Below are 19,338 nucleotides of genomic sequence, written 5' to 3'. Positions count from 1 at the left end.
AAAGGAGATTAGTTAATAAGTTTTAATAAATTGTTATGAGTACAAATGCACCTGTCAAGCAAGAAACTACTGTGGCGACAAGATTGAGAAACTTTTTGATTGTGATAGTAGCGATCGCCCTCAGCGTTGCTTTATTCTTGGGACTCAGGAGTGAAACTAGTTCTGCATCTTTAACCAACCTAGCCGCCGCATCCACATCCCTAGAAGTAGCAGCCACCAACGGTAAGCCATCAATTGTTGAATTTTACGCTGACTGGTGTACAGTCTGTCAAAAAATGGCACCTGATATTGCCGAACTAGAGCAACAGTATGCAGACAAAGTAAATTTTGTCATGCTAAACGTAGATAATAACAAGTGGTTGCCAGAAATGCTGAAATATCGAGTTGATGGTATTCCCCACTTTGTATTTTTAAACAAAACTGGGGAAAATGTCGCCCAGGCGATCGGAGATCAACCCCGTACAGTCATGGCTAGCAACTTAGAAGCTTTGGTGACAGGTGAAGCTTTACCCTATGCTCAAACTAGCGGTAAAGTATCCCCATTTGCGGCACAAGCCAAACCTAATACCAGCCAAGACGATCCCCGTAGCCACGGTAGTCAGGTAGTTAATTAAGACTCAATTAAATTAGCCAAGGGAGAAGTCAAAAATCCGCTTCTCCCTACTTAAAAATCACGCACTCTTACTTCTTTTGCAAAAAGCCTTGTAACCTCCGCCAATTAGCTCTTACTACCTTCCACTGTTGTAGTGTGTGCAGAATAATAAAAGCCAAAAATGTGTACGCTATCCAAAAATGCACGTTTCTCCCCAAATCTACTAAACTAGAGTTTTGTGGAAACAAGTCTGGTAAAGTCAAACCAAACAATTTGACATTATTACTTTTATAAGAATTAGAAAAAAAGAACCCACTCACCGGAACTGCAAACATAAAGATGTAGAGAAAAGTATGTAGTGCAAATTTCCGCGTCCAGTCAGCAGTAAACTTTGGTAAATTCTTGGTGTATTTTCGCCACCATACCCGCAATAAAACTAAAATCCGCCAAGTCAATAAAGCTACAACTAAAACTCCGATTGATTTATGAAAATCGTACAATTCTGATCTAAATGGAGTACCACGGGATAAACGCGCCATACCTGAACCTGTGGTGAACAAGACTAAATAACAGGCGGCCATAACCCAGTGTACAGACATGAGCTGTTTAAACGCAGAATTAACCCTAGCTTTCTTAATGACAGGTGTTAAAGTCATAAAAACACTCTTTTGCTATAGTTTTGCGTTGCAGTTTTATTGGTCGATAAAATACTTAAACTTGCTATCTATGGTTCTATTTTCTCTTGTTGATATGATTCCAAAATGCCACTACGAATTATTAATTGTGGCCAGATCAAAATAAAAAATCCCATCCACACTAACACAGGTATAGAGACAATCACTGTTAACCAAATCATCTTAAATAACAGCCAGCTAACAGTAATAATGGTGATACCAGTGAGTAAAATTGACCAAGGCTGACACCACCAAGGCTTATATTTCCAAGGACTTACAGCAATTTCGGATTTAAAGTTTTGATTCATAGAATATTCTTTGTTACCTGCTTGAAATACTCAAACACATCTTCAATCAAGCCCTCACCTAAAATACCCAAAAAGCTGATTTACTAATCATTATTTTGCCTTTTTTACTAGTTCCTCCGTCTGATTTGCTCTCGCCATTCATCCAAAGAAACATATCTATTCTCTACCACATCTAAAGCTTCTATCACACCAGTTTCCTGAAAAACGCGAAACCAGTAAATTGTAAAGTTGTAATTGTTTGGGTCGTCTTCAAAAACTCGTACTGTGTAGTATGGATTATTAGGGTTTGGAATACTTTCTACAATCGCAGAAACCTTAATTGTTCTTTTGGATAATCGTTCAATTTCTTTGGCTTTGCGTTGTACTAGTGGTAGTTTCCAGACCAAATTTAGGGCTGTTTTTTCATCAATGTTTTTAGTATTGATGACTGAAACTGGTTCTAAAGCAGCTACTAGTTGTGTTTTTGCTAGCTGTTTATCTGACTGGTTTTTGACAACTTGAGTCATTGCCATTTTTCCTGCTATTCCCACTAATAAAACAGTCATGAGAGGATACAAAATGATTCTTTTCATGCACTTGAACTTCAGGATGCTGACTAGACTGATAACCATAGGTGAAGACATGATGATCTAGAATAATCTTTACAAGTCTTCATTAAGGAATTTTACAATAAAATCAGCAAGAGTGTAGAAGAACAGTCTCAAAAATCACCCACTAGGAATCAGAACTGAATTGGAGAGCAGGATCAAACCCTTATAAGTAGAACAGGGTAAATATTTGTAGTTCTGATTAGGCAGGGGGCAAGGGGGCAGGGAGCAGCTTTCAAGGGTAGGGGTTTAAGAAAGTGGCAGTTTAGCCAGTAAAATAAACTACGGTTATCAGCTCGCAAAAATCCGCAAGTCAGATAAGGCGAAGAATTGGGGGTGTGGGGAGAATGCTTTTAGGAAAAAGTGAAGAATTAAGGCAATGGACTAGAAAAGTCATAGAAAAGATGCCCCATCTATCCAAGTCGCAAGCAGTGATACTAGCAATGTGGAGTTTTGGGATAGTGATGACCCAATCGTGTGGACTGACAACAGTGTCAGTATTTTTAGCAGAGCTATTGGGGAAAAAAGAAAATACAGTACGTCAGCAACTTAGAGAATGGTTAAGAGACGGGGAAGATAAAACAAAAGCAAAAACAGGACGGGCAACACTAGATGTAACATTGTGTTTTAGACCATTGTTGTTATGGATTCTGAGCTTGTGGCCAGAATCGGAAAAACGTCTAGCATTAGCTGCGGATGCCACAACATTGAGTGATAGATTTACAGTGTTAGCGATTAGTGTTGTTTATCGAGGTTGCGGAATCCCGATTGCTTGGAAAATAGTGGAGGCAACTAAACCAGGAAGTTGGAAACCACACTGGCAAAAACTCTTTAACGACATCAGTGAGACTATACCAGCTGATTGGTTTGTCATAGTGACAACAGACCGTGGACTTTATGCTGACTGGCTATATCAACAAATTCAATCCCTCGGTTGGCATCCATTTATGCGAATTAACCAAATTGGACAGTTCAAACCACAAGGAATGGAATCTTGGCAACCCATAAATACTCTTGTCACAGAAGTTGGTCAGTCGTTCTCTGGTTTAGTTACTTGTTTCAAAACTAACTCTGTCAAATGTACTTTGTTAGCTCGTCATGACGAGGGTTATGCTGACCCTTGGTTAATTCTCACCGATTTACCACCGGAAATTGCGGATGCTTGCTGGTATACCATGCGCTGTTGGATTGAGTGTCTGTTTAAAGATGGTAAACGCGGCGGTTTTTGTTGGCATCGTACCAAGATTACTCACCCCAAACGCGCCGAGAGACATTGGTTAGCGATGGCTGTTGCTACTCTGTGGCAAGTTAGCGTTGGTGGAGAAGTTGATGCCAATCTACCCATTAGTAGTCTAGATGAGCTCCCACCCACTCATGTTGCTCGACGCAATTTCAAACATAGTGTTGTCCATCGTTGCTTGAGTTGTTTTCGCCGTGGATTTTTAGTCATTAAGGCTGCTGTTCTCAATCGAGAGCCATTACCTATCGGTAGCTTTTTCCCTCAGCCTTGGCCTAACTTGACTCCACAACTTCATGTCTTGAAAATCACTCTCTCTACTGCCTGATTTTTAAACCCCTACCCTTGAAAGGCAGGGAGCAGGGGGAAAGAGGATTTTAGCCTAGTTTACATTTCTTAAGATAGTTAGGTTTTTTCTCACCGACTTACTTATTTCAAGACTTAACATTGTTTCTGTGTGCAAATTTTTTGGTATAGCTCTGTTAATCTAAAGGCAAAACATCATGAAAGTGTTTGTAATCGATATAACGGTGTCCATTGTTTGAGTGATGGAAAATATCTACAAAACGACTGTTCCATATGATGTCATTGGCTGCATAGATATGCCTAGCATGAACTACTTGTGAGACTGTTTCATCAATACCACTCAAGGAAATCACAATACTAGTATTAGTTTGTAATAGCTGTTCGGCTGTCATTCCATAAAAAGGACTGAATTCATCAATAGGGTGCATTAATAACCAACTTAATGAAAAACTTGGTGTTTGATTTCTCACTAGTTTTAAATCATGAAATCGCCGAATAAAAGTGCCTTCTGCTGTTATTTCGTCTCGCATTAAATACACCCGCATATGTGCTTCTAAAATGAAATTACGCCTCTGATTAGCAGTACGAAACATGAAAGTTGGGACACCTTCATGGGGTGTAATTACTGCCACACGACTAAATACTACACGTGCCGTAGGACGGGAAAAGCGCGCAAATGCTAGTCCCGTCATTACAGCAATTCCTATCAAACCAATCATTGCTTCTATGGTGACAATAATATTGGCATAGGTTGTTTTAGGATACATTGCACCGTAGCCAATCGAAGCTAGGGTTTGCACACTGAAGAAAAATTTGTCTAAAAAAGAACCTGGTTGAGCGTTAGCAATGCAGTCTCCACCAGCCAAGTATAGTAAAGCAAATAAAGTGTTAATTGCTACATAAAAAGTACAAATGAGAACAATGAAGCCACTCCAAGGAATCGTCAAGAGGAGATGATAAGGATCGCGCCAATAGGAGTACCAAGCACCCATACCCAGGATTTCAAATTGTCCATTGTTAATTTTGATGTAAATTCGTGGTGATGGGCGTTGTTTTTTGGGTTTAGTAGGTTTTTTGATGGGAGATTTCATTGGCAATATTCACAAAAAATACAAGTGGTGATTTAACTAGAACTTAAAAGCTAGTATGTTCAGTTCTAGTACACTTGAAACGTACTAAGTAGATAGTATGGTCTTGCTTATGAATCGGGTTTTTTGGATTATTGCTTTAGTTGCATTTATTAATTCCTTGAGTTTTACGATTTTAATCCCTATTATCTATCTTTATGGCAAGCAATTTGGTTTAAGTGATTTCCACACTAGTTTACTCTTTTCGATTTATGCGATCGCACAATTTTTAGCCACACCAGTCATTGGTAAACTCTCAGACCGCTTTGGCCGTAAGCCTTTACTGATTATTAGTTTAGCGGGGACTGTGATTGCCAATTTCTTTGCTGGTACAGCTACAGCCGCTATCACTCTCTTTTTGGCACGTTTTCTAGATGGTATTACCGGCGGTAATAATGCTGTAGCTCAGGCAATGATTTCTGATGTTACAGGAACTGAACGCCGCGCCCAAGGTTTTGGTATCTATGGGGCAGCAATGGGTTTAGGATTTGTCTTAGGGCCGGCCACGAGTTTAATCGCACAGCAGATATCTTTAGGCGCAGCGTTTTTAGTTTCCGGTGCTGTAGCGTTGATAGCTCTCATCATTACGATATTTTTCTTACCTGAGACTATCAAAAATAAAGAGCATCAAGTGCAGAATATTTTTAATTTAGGCTTAGACACTTTAATTAAAGGTTTGATGATTCCTGGAGTGGGGATTTTATTAATCATCAACTTTTGTATTGGGACAACTTTTACAATCTTTACTTATGCTTTTCAACCCTACTTTTTAAAGGTATTAGAGCAAAATAAAGAATCATTAACGCTCATGTTTCTTACATTTGGAGTCTTAGGTGTGATCATGCAAACTTGGGGAGTAAAGATTCTCACCAAATATTTAAATGAATCCAAAATATTACTTTTAGCAATATTTGTTAGAAGTTCCTCGTTTATTTTAATGCCTGTTGTGCCGATAGTTAGTTATTTTGTCGTCGTGAGTGTAATATTTTCCCTATTTAATTCCTTGGTGCAACCGATGGTCAATACTCTGATTTCACTAAATGCCAAACCAGAAGAACAAGGTATGGCTTTAGGTTTAAATTCATCATATTTAAGTATGTCTAATGGAATCGGCCCTGTCATTGCCGGCCTTATAGTGAATCAAGCTAACCCCATTAGTTATAGTTATCCTTTATATCTAGCTGGCGTTCTTACTTTCATAGTGCTGTTATTCGCTGTTGTTAATCGTCAAAAATATATTCCTAAAGGCAATTCCTAGTTTTTTACATCAAAAACCCCACTTTCTTGCAAAAGCGGGGTTCTAACACCAATTCAAAATTCAAAATACCCTTACGGGAAGGCTTACGCCTACAAAATTCAAAATTAAGAATCAAGACAGAGCAAGCATTTGGGGCTGTACATCTGTCGCATTCTTTTTTCAAATTGGTATAAGGTGGTGAAAGTGAAGATTATTTTTCAGATGAAGGGGATTCTTGAGAACAACGGTTAAACCACTCTTGATATTTTTTCTGTTGTGCTTCCGTTTCGACAGCAATAGATATACAAATTTGCTGACAACCGTGGTTTTGTTCTAGAGCGATCGCGTTTAATAATAAGCTAGCAATCTTAGGTGAAGCAAAGCAACCATTGACACTTAAACCACTGACTTGAACTGTCAATTCTGGTCTGTCGCGCTCCTGTAACTCAACGCCACTAATCTCTCCACCCTTTAAATCAATTTCGGCTAACTGCTTATGCTTGGGGGTAATTTGTTCAATGATGAGTTTTTCCCTTCGGACGGGAACTTGTATCATCTGCGTTTCGATGACTTTACGTACAATTACTTCCCCAATTTTTTGCTTATTGTGATTAATAGTTAATCTTTCTTCCAATAAGCGAATCAGTTTTTCTTCATCATGAGTATGATTCGGTGTTTCAGATGTTAAATATTCAGTCATATAACAAAATTTCTTTATTCGTTTTCTGTAATTATTTACAAGTACAGGTAAGGCCAATCTGAGTTGATATGGCAATCCTAAATCATTCATGAAACACAAGATCCCCGGCTTCTTTGAGAAGTCGGGGATCTGGACACCGCGAGTTCTCACAAATCAGATAGGACTGCTATATCAGCTATACCTGCACTCATATGAACTATGAACGATTAACGCTCTTCAATGGGAAGATTAGGAGCGTTCACATCTAGTTCTTCACGGCGAATGGTATCTTCAGCTTGAACTGTATCTTGCTCCACGACTTTCTTGACTCTGACTTCTTCTCGCAACACAGCTTCCTTGCGAATATCAGGCGTTTCTTCATGAATTTCAACGCGAGCTACTTCACCTTCACGGAAGTTTGCTTCCCCAGGAGGAACAACTTTACCCGCATCTTGTGGTGTAACACGTTCAATCACTACTCGTTCTCTTTCCACTGGAACAGCAACCCTGGCAGTTTCAGTTTCCACGCGTTTACCAACAGCAACTTCTCCAGTTTTCTGACGACGTTTATTGGCAATCAACCGTTCTTCATATAATCTCAAAGTTTGATGATGCGCTTCGTCTAGTTGATACAAACTAGGTTCTTGTTCGTATTTATAGGTATCGCGGTTAAAAGCTGGTGTAGATGTTGTGGTTCGTGATGTTTCTACGGGGGTTGATGCGTCTAGAGGCGTTGATGTGTCTAGAGGTTGGGTACCGTACATGGGTTGACGATACACACCGCGCACCCGTTCCTCATAATCTTGGTCTAGACTTAAACGTTCGTTGAACTCTGGTAAGTTTTCAGCCTGCTCTCTGGTCATACCGATGGCGTAAACGCGGTCTGTACCGTGGTCAATGCGAGTGCGTCCCACTGGTAACAATACCTTTTTCCCAAAAATCCAAAAACCTAAATCAACAATTAAATAGCGAAAATGCCCATCATCATCTACCAAAACATCATTAACAGTACCGATTTTTTCGTTATTACTTTCTGTGTATACGCCCAAACCCTTAATATCATCACCTTGTATTGTATCGCGGTAATCGGGATCAAAATCTTCTAATTTATACAGTACCATGTGTGTTTACCTCAAATGTTTAATAAAGTATTTCTTAATTACTAACTTACAAATTTAGAGTATTTATTGTATCTTTCGTTTGAAATAATTCTTGCCATCTCAAAACGTCAAAGGTTATATTTATGTAGTTTATAGTCAGAACTTTAGATTGAGACTGATGTTTAAAGCTCTGACTACATACAACGAGTTATTCCCACGGAAGTTATGACGATCGCAAGGTAGTTTCACCTGTTGTGTCAATATCTAATTCTTCCCGCCGAATGGTGTCTTGAGCTTCTACAGTTTCTTGCTCGATGACTTTTTTGACTCTGACTTCCTCTCTCACAAAAGCTTGCTTGCGGATTTCTGGGGTTTCTTCATAAACTTCTATGCGTGCTACTTCTCCAGATTGGAATTTAACCTCTTTCGGATCTACTATAGTGTCTGCAACTGTTGGAGTGACTCTTTCAATCACAACACGTTCTTTTTGAACAGGTACTCTAACTCTTGTAGTTTCAGTTTCAATATGCTTACCAACAGCTACTTCCCCAGTTTTCACACGTTGTTTATTAGCAATTAAGCGTTCTTCGTAGAGTCTGAATGTTTGATGATATTGATCATTTAAATTGTATAAATCTGGTTCTTTTTGATAGCTGTAACTTTCTTTACCTGGAATTGTGTCACTAGTTGAGGGGCGAAAAACATGGCGGACTTTTTCTTCGTAATCTTCATCTAAGACCAAATTATCATGGTATTCTGGTAGATGTTCTACTTGTTCTTTACTGAGTCCATCTACATAGACGCGTTTTGCCGGATAATTAATGTGAGAAAGTCCAATAGGTAATAATATTTTTTTCTGAATTGTATCTAAATTAGTAGAGATGACCAGATAACGAAAACGTCCATCTTGGTCAACCAAAGCATCAGCAATTGAGCCAACTAACACCCCACTTTCGGTATATAGTTCCAATGATTTAACATCAGCACCACCAAAGGTTTCTCGATAGTTGGGGTCAAATTCTTCCAGTTTATAGAGAGGCATATACGATCGCACTCCTAGTTGTATGTGTAAATTAGTTTGAAAGTGCTGAGTGCTGAGTGTTGTTAGCGGTAGCGCGGCGTTTAGCCGGTGTTGAGTAACAATCCCAGTCCCTAGTCCCCAGTCCCCGACTGATCGTTGCAAAAATCAAGCCGGATTCATATATTCCTAATCTTGTTCAAAAGAATATCTATAGATCAGCGTAAAAATCTTTTGTCTAGATTCCCTCTGACTTGCGACTGAATTTGTCATGATGGGGAGTCAAAGCTGCACAAGTTAATGATGGTTGTGTTTGAACATGGGAGTTATTTGCAACTAACTCAATTTTGCCGTGATGATTGCGATACCAAGAAGTAGCTTGCACAGGTACGTCTGGAGGTGTAGGTATTTGGGATTGTACCTGCGATTGGTTGTGGAATGCTGTCAGATTGCGGATATCTGACCAAGGGCGATCGCTCCTCACCTCCTGTGTGGGATTTTGCGGTACACCACCCCGTCCTGTGGCGATAAAACTACTACTATTAGTATTAGAACAACCAGTAGCTATTTGTTGGGATGGATCAGTCACATTCTCCGGTAATTCCACTAAACCGGAATTAGGATCAATGCCCACATTATTAATTTGAACTGTACCACTAACACTAAATTGGGAACTAGCAGTAATGTCATTACTCAAAACCTCTCTAGGATTGAGAAGATTACGGTACTCCAAACCAATAATTCCCTGAGTTGTGATTTGAATATTGCCACCCTTTCCTTGTACAGCGTTGGCAATGATGTCGCTATTTTCTAGACCAATCACATTGGGAGAGTTAATACTAATGTTGCCACCATTGCCATTACTACCTGCTTCCGCATTGATCAAGCTACCACGACGCATCAATAATACATCCCGCAGTTGCAGATTGATATTGCCTCCATCTCCAGCTTTTTTAGATGCTAGAATACTGGCATTATTGTCAAGTTTGAGGATGTTGGCATTAATTAGCAGATTACCAGCCGTACCCAAACCAGTATTTTGAACAAAAACCGTTGCTCCATCAGTAATATTTAAAACAGGAGTGTTGATGGTGGTGTTACCTGCACTCGCACGGGAAATTTGGGCAAATGTACCAAAAGGACGCACAGCCGTACCGATATAGCTAGGATTGTCTGCATCCTTGACCCCACTTACATCAATCGATTCGGAAGCATTAATATTGAGTACACCAGCATTACCTAAAATTATGCTAGAAGCAGATACTCTCCCGCCAGCTTGCACTGACAATTTACGAGTATCAATCGCCAAATTTCCGGCGTTACCAGACCCAAATGTGGCAGTAGAGATGAGACTAAAATAAAAGCCAGTGGGAGTTCCAGCATTATTTACTTCAACAGTGTCCGCCTTCACCGTCAAATCGCCCCCACTACCCAAACCATAGGGTCTAGCTGCTATATTTCCCCCAGCTAAAACTGACAGCTTTTGAGTAGAAACAGAAATATTGCCACCTTTTCCGCCTGCATAGGAAGCAGCTAATATTTGACTAACTGCTCGAAACGCAGAAGGATCACCAGATGCAAAACCATTAACCCGTGTTTCATTGGTGTTGATGGTAATATTGCCCCCTGGTGCTGTGCTGAAAGTGCGGTTATAGATATACCCACCCTGATCAATATTCAATCGTGGAGAATTAATGATAATATTCCCCGCCGCACCCAAGGCTGTACTTTCATTTACTAAACTGCTGGAACTTTGAAAATCAGGCGACTTGCCAATAATTTCTAAAGACCCTGAAGCATCAATGGTAATATCACCAGCCGTCATTGGACTGCGATTTTGGATTAATATCATCGAGCCATCGCGGATACTGACTTGCTTCCCCTGGATATGGATAGATCCTCCACTTTCTCCATTGAAATCCCGTGTCGATGCTAAGGCTCGTTGGGTAATTTGAATATTGCCAAAACTGGGAACTTGGGAATACTGGAAGGCAAATCCTTGCAAAGTAGAATTGAGAGTCACATTGCCATTGTTAATAGCACCCAATTCTATTAGTCCTCCTGGTGCAGAGAGCAGTCCACCTTCTAAGGCTATATCTTTGCCTAATAACGCTAGTGTTTTCCCTGGTTGTAATTGTAATCCTCTAGTATTGAGATTTAGTCCAGAAACTTGCACTGAGTCACTTAATTGGGCATTATGTCCTGTACCTTGAACTGTAATCCCTCCTGGGTTACTACCAAATTGCAGCCCAACAGGTACACTCATGATTAACAAGGGGGATGTGTTGGTGTCTGTGTTACTAAATTTACTCCCATCCGCAAATGTAATAGTCTCAGCAGTTGTCCCGACAAATGATCCCCCGATATTTAAACGAGCATGAGAACCGAAAATTATCCCTGCGGGGTTGAGTAAAAACAGATTCGCACTGCCATTGGTTTGAATCAAACCATCAATTTGGGAAATATTATTTCCTGTGACTCGGCTGAAAATATTCTGAATATCAGCAGCGTTTTGAAATGAGGCTGAACCATTGATAGGAACGGAAAATTGATGAAAGCTGTGAAACAGGTTATTACCAACACGCGTACCTTCTATGATGGTATAATTACTACTACCACTGACCTGAGTATTGAGAGTGTGATCAGGAATTACTTGGGCGTAAACACCATTGTTATTAACTGCACAGATGTAGACTGTAGTGAGAATGCCAAACCTAACCAAAGTTAATTTCATCACCAATTTATGACTGTTGTTTCCGTATTTATTGTTCCCAGTTTGGTAGGTTTTACAACATTCACTAACTTTGGGGTATAGCTGCACAGGTGAAGACTTGTTTAGACTGAGTAGGTGATTGCTCGGCAACTAATTCAATTTTGCCTTGGGTGTTACGATGCCAGGCAGTTGCTTGGATAGGGATTTGTGGCTGTGTGGGTGCTTGTGCTTGTATTTGCGGTTGGTTTTGGAATGCAGATATATTGCGGATATCAGACCAAGTGCGATCGCTCCTCACTTCCTGTGTCGGATTTTGCGGTATTCCACCCCTTCCTGTCGCTACAAAACTACTAGTATTAGTATTAGAACAGCCTGTAGCAATTTGTTGGGATGGATCGGTGACATTTGCTGGTAGTTCAACTAAACCTGAATTGGGGTCAACACCAACATTGTTAATTTGCACTGTGCCATCAATATTAAACTGAGAACTAGCCGTAATGTCGTTGGTAAGGTCAACTCTTGGAGTCAGCGTATTACGGAATTTTAGACCAATAATACCTTGTGTAGCGATCTGAATGTTGCCACCACGACCTTGAATCGCATTAGCAATGATGTCGCTGTTTTCTAAGCCTACAATTACTGGTGAGTTAATTGACAAGTTACCACCATTACCTCTGCCCTTCGCAGTAGCGGAAATCACGCTATCGTGACGCATCAGCAGATAGTCTGGCGCGTTTAGTTGGATATCCCCGCCATTTCCAGAAGTTGTTGATGCAGTAATACTTCCTTGATTATCTAAAAAAATTGAGTTGGCTTGAATCTGTAAATCTCCGCCTTCGCCAGTTCCATCATTTTTCACACTCACAGCACCTCCATCTGTGAGGCGTAACAATGGTGTGTTAATTTTTAAAGAACCTGAATTACCGGTAGGAAGAGGAGGTAGTTGAAAGGCAGCTTGAGTGACCGCATCGGGAACCTCCACGTTGGAAAAGATGCGTGAGGGTAATCCGATAGTCCTACCCTGGGTCACACCACCTTCGATATTGATGGACTCAGAAGCATTCACTTCCACACTACCTGCCGAACCACTGGCTGCGCTAGAAGACCCCAGAGATGCACCCCCTTGAATTACTAATCGACCAGTATTGATGACTGCTCGATTTGCATTACCAGAACCCTGGGTAAATGTAGATAGGGAACTTTCTGAAAATGCTTTCGGGTTGTAACCTGCAATTTTAACTTGATCTGTGGCATTCACTTGGATTGTGCCGGTTTGTCCAGAGTTGACAGCTACAGAAATAATTTGGCCAGAATCCAGAATCTGGAGATTATCGGTGGATACTGTGATGTTACCAGCATTGCCCTGCGCTAATGAAAATGTGATGATCGCAGTATAAATGGCTGGGTTATTTTGGTTAAAGCCACTGACCTCAGTCGTACCCCCTACCTTTGTGATTATATTGCTACCTGCTGCGGAAGTCCGAGTTCTGGTAACAATTCTCGCTCCATCTTGCAAAGATAACTGGGCAGCAGAAATGCCAATATCTCCTACTTGACCTGTGCTGAAATTGTTGATTTGGAGGAAGCTTCCCAATTGACCGTTGCTTGTGTTCCCTGCCAGATTGAGGGAACCTGTGGCATTAACTATGATACCTCCAGAAGTTTGTGTTCCCAAATTTTGGAGCAAAGCAGCAGAACCTTCAGTCAAACTAATATTTTGCCCTTGTAATAGGATTGAGCCATTGCTGCCAGTGGCATTCAAAAGCGATTCTTGCGCCAGATGAATGTTGTTAAATTGCGACACAGTAGAGTAATCCCCCACCCAACCCGTAGAAGTAGCATTTAGTCTCACTGTCCCCGTACTGACGCTGCCCACTTCTAAATGACCACTGTCATTGCTGGAAGCTACACCGCCAGAGAAGTTTACATCATTGCCAATCAATGCGAAGGTTTGATTTATTCCGGCTTGTAGTCCTATGGGACTTTTGCTGGCATTGGCAGTACCAAAACCGGTACTATCTGTCAACTTGTTTCCTATTCCCTGCACAGTGATGCTACCAGAAGTCTCCCCCATCTGTAAGCCAATGGGTACACTCATCGTTAATAATGGCGAGGTATCGAGGTGATTGGCTCTAAATTCCGTTCCATCGGCAAATTTAATACTGTTGGCTGTTGTGGCGACAAATGATCCCTTAATATCCAAACTGGCTTGTTGCCCAAAAATTATGCCTGCTGGGTTAATTAAAAATAAATTGGCACTGCCATTGGTACTGATGACACCCTCTATGCGAGAAATATTACCACCTGTCACCCGACTAAAAATATTTTGAATATCAGTAGCATTGTGAAATGAAGCCGAACCGCCACTAGGCACAGAGAATTGGCTGAAGCTATGAAATAAATTATTCTCCACACGCGTGCCGTTAGTGATGATGTAATCACTACTACCACTCACATCAGTTTTGAGAGTGTGATCAGAAATCACCTGGGCGTGAACACTGTTGTGTTCAAGAGCAGATGTCAAGATAATACTGATGAGTATAGAGGCAGTAAAAGTCGATTTCATTAAACTGAATGATTCACCTTATATTACGTATTTATTGTTCCCTTACTAGTTTTTTTATACTTTCTCTTTACAAAGCTTAACTTTTGCCGCAGTTCAATCAGTAATCCACCACATAAATTATGACTCGTCGTCAACACCCTCAAAAGTTGGAGAGTTGAATATCTGCGTTGAAGTGGAGATTGAGGAATGTGTACATCAACTTTGAGGAGTGGCAGCACAGGTTAATGTTGTTGGCACTGGCACGGGAGATTGATCTGCAATCAATTCGATGTTGCCTTGAGGGTTACGATGCCAGGATGTGGCTTGGATGGGAATTTGTGGCTGTATGGGTGCTTGTACTTGGATTTGTGGTGTGTTGTGGAATGCAGAGATATTGCGGATATCAGACCAAGTGCGATCGCTCCTCACTTGTTGTGTCGGATTTTGCGGTATGCCACCCCGTCCTGTGGCGACAAAACTACTAGTATTAGTATTAGAACAGCCTGTAGCAATTTGTTGTGATGGGTCAGTCACATTCTCCGGTAATTCCACTAAACCAGAATTCGGATCAACACCAATATTATGAATATCAACTTTGCCGTTAACACCAAACTCTGAACTGGCTGTAATGTCATTGTCTGGGGTAAGTTCAGAACGAAATTGTAATCCAATCATTCCCTGAGTGGTGATTTGAATATTACCACCTCTGCCTTGCACTGCATTCGCGATAATATCGCTGTTTTCTAATCCAGTGATGATGGGTGCATTGATATTGATATTACCTCCATTCCCCTGGCTACTGGCTGTAGCAGTTATATGACTGCGATCGCGTAGCAGTAAAAAACCACCTACTTGCAAACTAATATTACCACCATTACCAGATTCGGTCTGTGCTTGAATTAACCCGCGATTTTTTAATTGGATTTGATTGGCAGCGATTTGAAGATTACCACCGTTACCAGTACCTTGGCTAGTCACGCTCACAGTACCACCATCTGTCAGGAGCAATTTTGGTGTGTTAATAGTAACACTCCCCGCGTTTGCCGTCAGTATATTTGGCAACGTAAAGAATTCCCGTAATTGTGGACTTAAACGCAAAACAGACGAGTTGATACTACTACGATTGTTAGCACTTTGACCACTAATAGCGATCGCTTCCCTGGCATTGATATGTACATTTCCCCCATTACCAGCAAAGAATGTTGATGCTCCTATCGCTCCTCCTTCTAGAATTTGTAATTTCCCAGTATCTAAAGTCAAGTCTTTGGTATTTCCAGTTGCAAAGCTAGTTAAACTAATATTGCTATAAAGTCCATAAATATTTTCTCCACTAATTGTCGTGTTTTGATTGCGAATCGTGACTTTACCACTAGAACCACTGCCAAACGTCACAGAAGATAATGCAGAGCCACTGGAAACCAGTAAACTATTTCCGTCAATTGAAATATCGCCGGCTGACCCTTTACCATATGTGCTAGTAGCAATGGAAGTCACACCACTAGTATTAAAGGGTGAGAAGCCAGATAACTCGATATCGGCAGCTTGAATCTGAATGTTACCACTGTTAGCAGTTCCATAGGTTACAGCATTAATTCCCGAACCATTTTGGAGTGTTAGCCGGGGAGTGATAATATCGATATTTGCGCTAGCTCCCTTTGCTAAGGCTTCTGCACGAATCCAACTGCGAATTTTACCATCGCTTGTTGTCCCAATCATGGCGATCGCTGCTGATGCTCGCAAATTAATTTCTCCCGCCGCCAGACTGCCATAATTCTGAGAGAAAATCAATGAGCCATCGGTAAATTCTATATTTCTTCCCTGGAGTTGAACTGCACCAGCGTTAAACCCACTCACATCTAATAGTGACTTTTGTGCTAGTTGAATATCAGCAAAAATTTGTCCCTGCTCATATTCCAATCGATAACCCTGAGTAGTCGGTACTAAACTAACTAATCCTGAGCCTCCCAGACTTCCTAATTCTATTTGACCCGTTCCTGCACTCAGAGTAGCACCTGCCAAAGTGAGATTTCCACCCACTAATGCTAAGGTTTTTCCCGACTGTATTTGTAGTTTGCTAAGGCTAGGATTGGCAATTAAAGGAGAGAAACTACTGTTGGTATTGAGGAGATGTCCTGTACCTTGGACTTGTATCGGTGCAGGATAATTACCCATTTGCAAGCCAATAGGTACAGTCATTGTTAATAACGGTTGAGATGTGGGATTGACAGCACTAAATTCAACTCCATCAGCAAATTTAATACTATTGGCTGTTGTCGCTACAAAAGAACCATTAATATTTAAACTGGCGTTTTTGCCAAAAATTATCCCAGATGGGTTGAGTAGGAATAAATTGGCATGAGCATTAATAGCACCATCAATATAAGAAACACTATTGCCGGTAATGCGACTAAAAATATTTTGGATATGAGAACTATGGCTGAAGGTGACAGAACCATCGTTAGGAACGGAGAATTCGCTAAAACTATGGAATAAATTGTTACCGACACTAGTACCGTCGGTAACAATGTAATTCTGGTTTCCAGATACCTTGGTATTGAGAGTGCTATCAGGTTTTATCTGTGCCTGAACACTACTGTTAATAGCAAATATGTAAATGGCACAAATTAAACCCAAGCCTGCAACAGTTACCTTCATCAACTCATCTCGAAATTTTATACACGTAATTTATTGTTCCCAGATGAGAGTCTGAATACCATGAATCATTAACTTTGAGGAATAGCAGCACAGGTTAATGATGGCTGTACATTGGTGGAAGATTTAGCTGCCACTAATTCAATTTTGCCTTGAGGATTACGATGCCAAGATGTAGCTTGAATGGGAATTTGCGGTTGTGTGGGTGTTTGTGCTTGGATTTGTGGTGTGTTGTGGAATGCAGAGATGTCACGAATATCAGACCAAGTGCGATCGCTCCTCACCTCCTGTGAGGGATTCTGTGGTATTCCACCACGTCCTGTAGCGATAAAACTACTACTACTCGTATCAGCACAGCCTGTAGCAACTTGTTGGGATGGATCAGTCACATTTTCCGGTAATTCTAATAAACCAGAATTGGGATCTACACCGATAGTATGAACCTGTACTGTACCATTTACCCCAAATTGGGAACTAGCTGTGATGTCATTTTCTGGGGTGAGTTGAGAACGATATTCTAAGCCGAAAATACCTTGAGTAGTAATTTCAATATTTCCACCTTTGCCGTTGACGGCATTGGCAATAATATCACTGTTTTCTAACCCAACAATGATGGGTGAATTAATATTGATATTGCCGCTATTGCCTGTACCACCTGCTTCGGCATTGATCAGGCTGCCGCGACGCAGGAGCAAGTAATCGCGCAGTTCGAGTTTGATATTACCACCTTCGCCGACTTTTGTGGATGTGGAAAGACTACCGCCATTTTCAAGATGTAAGATATTGGCATTAATTGCTAAAGTCCCGGCATCACCTAAAATCTGATTTTGGGCAAACACTTTTGCTTGATTGCTAATGGTTAATTTGGGAGTGTTGATAGTGACACTACCGGCATCGGCGGTAGAGTTGCTATTATTCACAAAACCAGTAGTTGTGAACACGGTGTATGCACGAGCGATCGCTCCAATATAACTGGGATTTTCTGGATCTTTCATGCCATTGACATCGATTGACTCCGAGGCGTTGATCGTCAGATTGCCAGCGTTGCCAAAACTCACAGTCGAAACTGAAACTAAACCCCCATCTTGAATAGACAATTTGCGGGTATCAAGTTGAAGATTGCCGGCATTCCCTGCACCAAAAGTATTCGCTGATAGCAAACTAATCAATAAAGGGCCTGGGAGGGTATTCAAACTTGATACCTCAACAGTATCAGCACTGATTTTGGCATTGCCACCATTGCCACTAGACAAGCTTCTAGTACCAACATTACCACCACCGAAAATTGTCAGGCGATCGGTAGAGAGTAATAAATCTCCACCTTGACCTCTACCATAAGTTGCAGCCATCAGTATGCCAAATATCGGAGCAATCAAAGGATTCCCCGGTTGAATACCACCCACTGATACTTCACTAGCTTTGACTTCAACATCACCACTGGGTGCTGAACTATAAGTACGATTCAGAACGAACGCACCTCGATCAATGTGGAGTTTTGGGGTAGTAATGACAATATTTCCGGCTGCGCCTGCTCGTAGAGTCTCATTGATGATTCCACTGGAAGTTATAAAGTCTGGGGACATTCCCATCACTTGCAGCGATTCCGTGGCATTGATGGTAATATCACCCGCAGTTTGGCTACCTAGATTTTGTACTACCAGTAAAGCACCATCTTCAAGGTTGATCTGTTTCCCTTGGACTTGAATTGATCCTGGAGTAGTTCCACGAGCAGAGGCTACAGCACGGTGGCTCATATGAATATCACCAAAGCTATAGTTTTCGTCAGGATAGTTCAGGGTTAAGGCTTGAGGAGTTAAATTGATGTCGACATCGCCTTGAGTAATGCTTCCTAACTCAATGCGTCCTCCTGGCGCGGCCAGAAAACTACCATTGAGGACAAGATTTCCACCCACCAAAGCTAGTGTTTTTCCAGATTGCACCTGTAACCCGTTGGTACTGGTTAATCCCGAAATAGGAGATGTGCCATTTAATATCTGATTGTTCCCTGTTCCCTCAACAGAAATTGTTCCCGGATGACCACCAAACTGTAACCCAATTGGTACACTCATAGTCAGCAGAGGAGTTGCATTGGTGTCGATTCCACTAAATTCTGTCCCATTAGCAAATGTAATACTATCGGCTGTTGTTGCTACAAAAGACCCACCAATATTTAACCTGGCATTAGAGCCAAAAATAATTCCATTGGGATTGAGTAAAAATAAATTGGCACTACCATTAGCTTGAATTAAACCATCAATATCAGAAACACTGCCACCAGTCACACGACTAAAAATATTTTGGATATCGGAAGCATTGTCGAAGAAAGCAGAGCCATCTTTAGGAATGGAGAATTGTTGGAAACTGTGAAACAGGTTATTGCCGACACGCTGGCCATTAGTAATCGTGAAATGTTCTGAACCTGGGGAGACATTTGTCCCAACAGAACTATCGGGAATAACTTGAGCATTAACACAACTGCTGCCAATAACGCTTATGACAATTCCGCCAATTAAACCAAAGACTGTAAAAGTTACTTTCATCAACCTATTTCCATTTTCTGCCC

General features: G+C 41.0%; 14 protein-coding genes. 3 read left to right on the top strand and 11 right to left on the bottom strand.

The features are described from left to right. The first annotated feature begins 35 nt into the window (after window positions 1-35). Window positions 36-614 (top strand): thioredoxin family protein, encoded by a 579-nt coding sequence (locus CLI64_RS09325; RefSeq protein ID WP_103136957.1) that lies wholly within the window; start codon window positions 36-38, stop codon window positions 612-614. Between the two features lie 67 nt (window positions 615-681). Here CLI64_RS09325 and CLI64_RS09320 read toward each other — a convergent pair whose 3' ends face one another. The 3 genes from CLI64_RS09320 to CLI64_RS09310 all read right to left on the bottom strand — a co-directional run bounded on the left by CLI64_RS09320 (window position 682) and on the right by CLI64_RS09310 (window position 2,146). After that, entirely contained in the window at window positions 682-1,191 is a 510-nt protein-coding gene (locus CLI64_RS09320) for a cytochrome b (protein ID WP_225977548.1), read from the bottom strand. 125 nt (window positions 1,192-1,316) lie between these two features. Then, a complete protein-coding gene (locus tag CLI64_RS09315) occupies window positions 1,317-1,574 on the bottom strand; it encodes a DUF6737 family protein (RefSeq protein WP_103136955.1) in 258 nt (85 codons plus the stop codon). 107 nt (window positions 1,575-1,681) lie between these two features. Continuing rightward, window positions 1,682-2,146 carry a hypothetical protein gene (locus CLI64_RS09310; protein WP_103136954.1) on the bottom strand — a complete coding sequence of 155 codons (465 nt, stop codon included), beginning with the start codon at window positions 2,144-2,146 and terminating at the stop codon, window positions 1,682-1,684. Window positions 2,147-2,652: 506 nt separating this feature from the next. Between CLI64_RS09310 and CLI64_RS31210 the strand changes: the two genes are divergently transcribed. Further along, on the top strand, window positions 2,653-3,726 hold the full coding sequence (locus CLI64_RS31210) for a transposase (RefSeq protein ID WP_225977365.1): 1,074 nt from the start codon (window positions 2,653-2,655) through the stop codon (window positions 3,724-3,726). Between the two features lie 154 nt (window positions 3,727-3,880). On the opposite strand, the gene CLI64_RS09300 is transcribed toward CLI64_RS31210, so the two are convergent. Further along, entirely contained in the window at window positions 3,881-4,795 is a 915-nt protein-coding gene (locus CLI64_RS09300; RefSeq protein ID WP_103136952.1) for an ion channel, read from the bottom strand. Between the two features lie 109 nt (window positions 4,796-4,904). Here CLI64_RS09300 and CLI64_RS09295 point away from each other — a divergent pair, with 109 nt between their 5' ends. Beyond that, window positions 4,905-6,089 carry an MFS transporter gene (locus CLI64_RS09295; protein WP_103136951.1) on the top strand — a complete coding sequence of 395 codons (1,185 nt, stop codon included), beginning with the start codon at window positions 4,905-4,907 and terminating at the stop codon, window positions 6,087-6,089. Window positions 6,090-6,279: 190 nt separating this feature from the next. Here the strand turns inward: CLI64_RS09295 and CLI64_RS09290 are convergent, their stop codons facing one another. From CLI64_RS09290 to CLI64_RS09260, 7 genes are all read right to left on the bottom strand, one after another. Then, window positions 6,280-6,768, bottom strand: a complete 489-nt coding sequence (locus CLI64_RS09290; RefSeq protein WP_103136950.1) for a DUF2382 domain-containing protein — start codon at window positions 6,766-6,768, stop codon at window positions 6,280-6,282. A 206-nt stretch (window positions 6,769-6,974) separates the two neighbouring features. After that, window positions 6,975-7,868, bottom strand: a complete 894-nt coding sequence (locus tag CLI64_RS09285) for a DUF2382 domain-containing protein (RefSeq protein ID WP_103136949.1) — start codon at window positions 7,866-7,868, stop codon at window positions 6,975-6,977. Window positions 7,869-8,070: 202 nt separating this feature from the next. Further along, window positions 8,071-8,889, bottom strand: coding sequence for a DUF2382 domain-containing protein (locus CLI64_RS09280; protein ID WP_103136948.1), 819 nt, complete (start codon window positions 8,887-8,889; stop codon window positions 8,071-8,073). Window positions 8,890-9,103: 214 nt separating this feature from the next. Beyond that, window positions 9,104-11,599, bottom strand: coding sequence for an S-layer family protein (locus CLI64_RS09275; RefSeq protein ID WP_103136947.1), 2,496 nt, complete (start codon window positions 11,597-11,599; stop codon window positions 9,104-9,106). A gap of 64 nt (window positions 11,600-11,663) precedes the next feature. Further along, entirely contained in the window at window positions 11,664-14,144 is a 2,481-nt protein-coding gene (locus CLI64_RS09270; protein WP_103136946.1) for an S-layer family protein, read from the bottom strand. Window positions 14,145-14,339: 195 nt separating this feature from the next. Then, window positions 14,340-16,778, bottom strand: coding sequence for an S-layer family protein (locus tag CLI64_RS09265; protein WP_103136945.1), 2,439 nt, complete (start codon window positions 16,776-16,778; stop codon window positions 14,340-14,342). A 68-nt stretch (window positions 16,779-16,846) separates the two neighbouring features. Further along, window positions 16,847-19,315 carry an S-layer family protein gene (locus CLI64_RS09260; RefSeq protein ID WP_103136944.1) on the bottom strand — a complete coding sequence of 823 codons (2,469 nt, stop codon included), beginning with the start codon at window positions 19,313-19,315 and terminating at the stop codon, window positions 16,847-16,849. Window positions 19,316-19,338: the final 23 nt, after the last annotated feature.

Source organism: Nostoc sp. CENA543 (assembly GCF_002896875.1).
Lineage (GTDB): Bacteria > Cyanobacteriota > Cyanobacteriia > Cyanobacteriales > Nostocaceae > Trichormus.
This window is presented reverse-complemented; position numbering and strand designations above follow the sequence as displayed.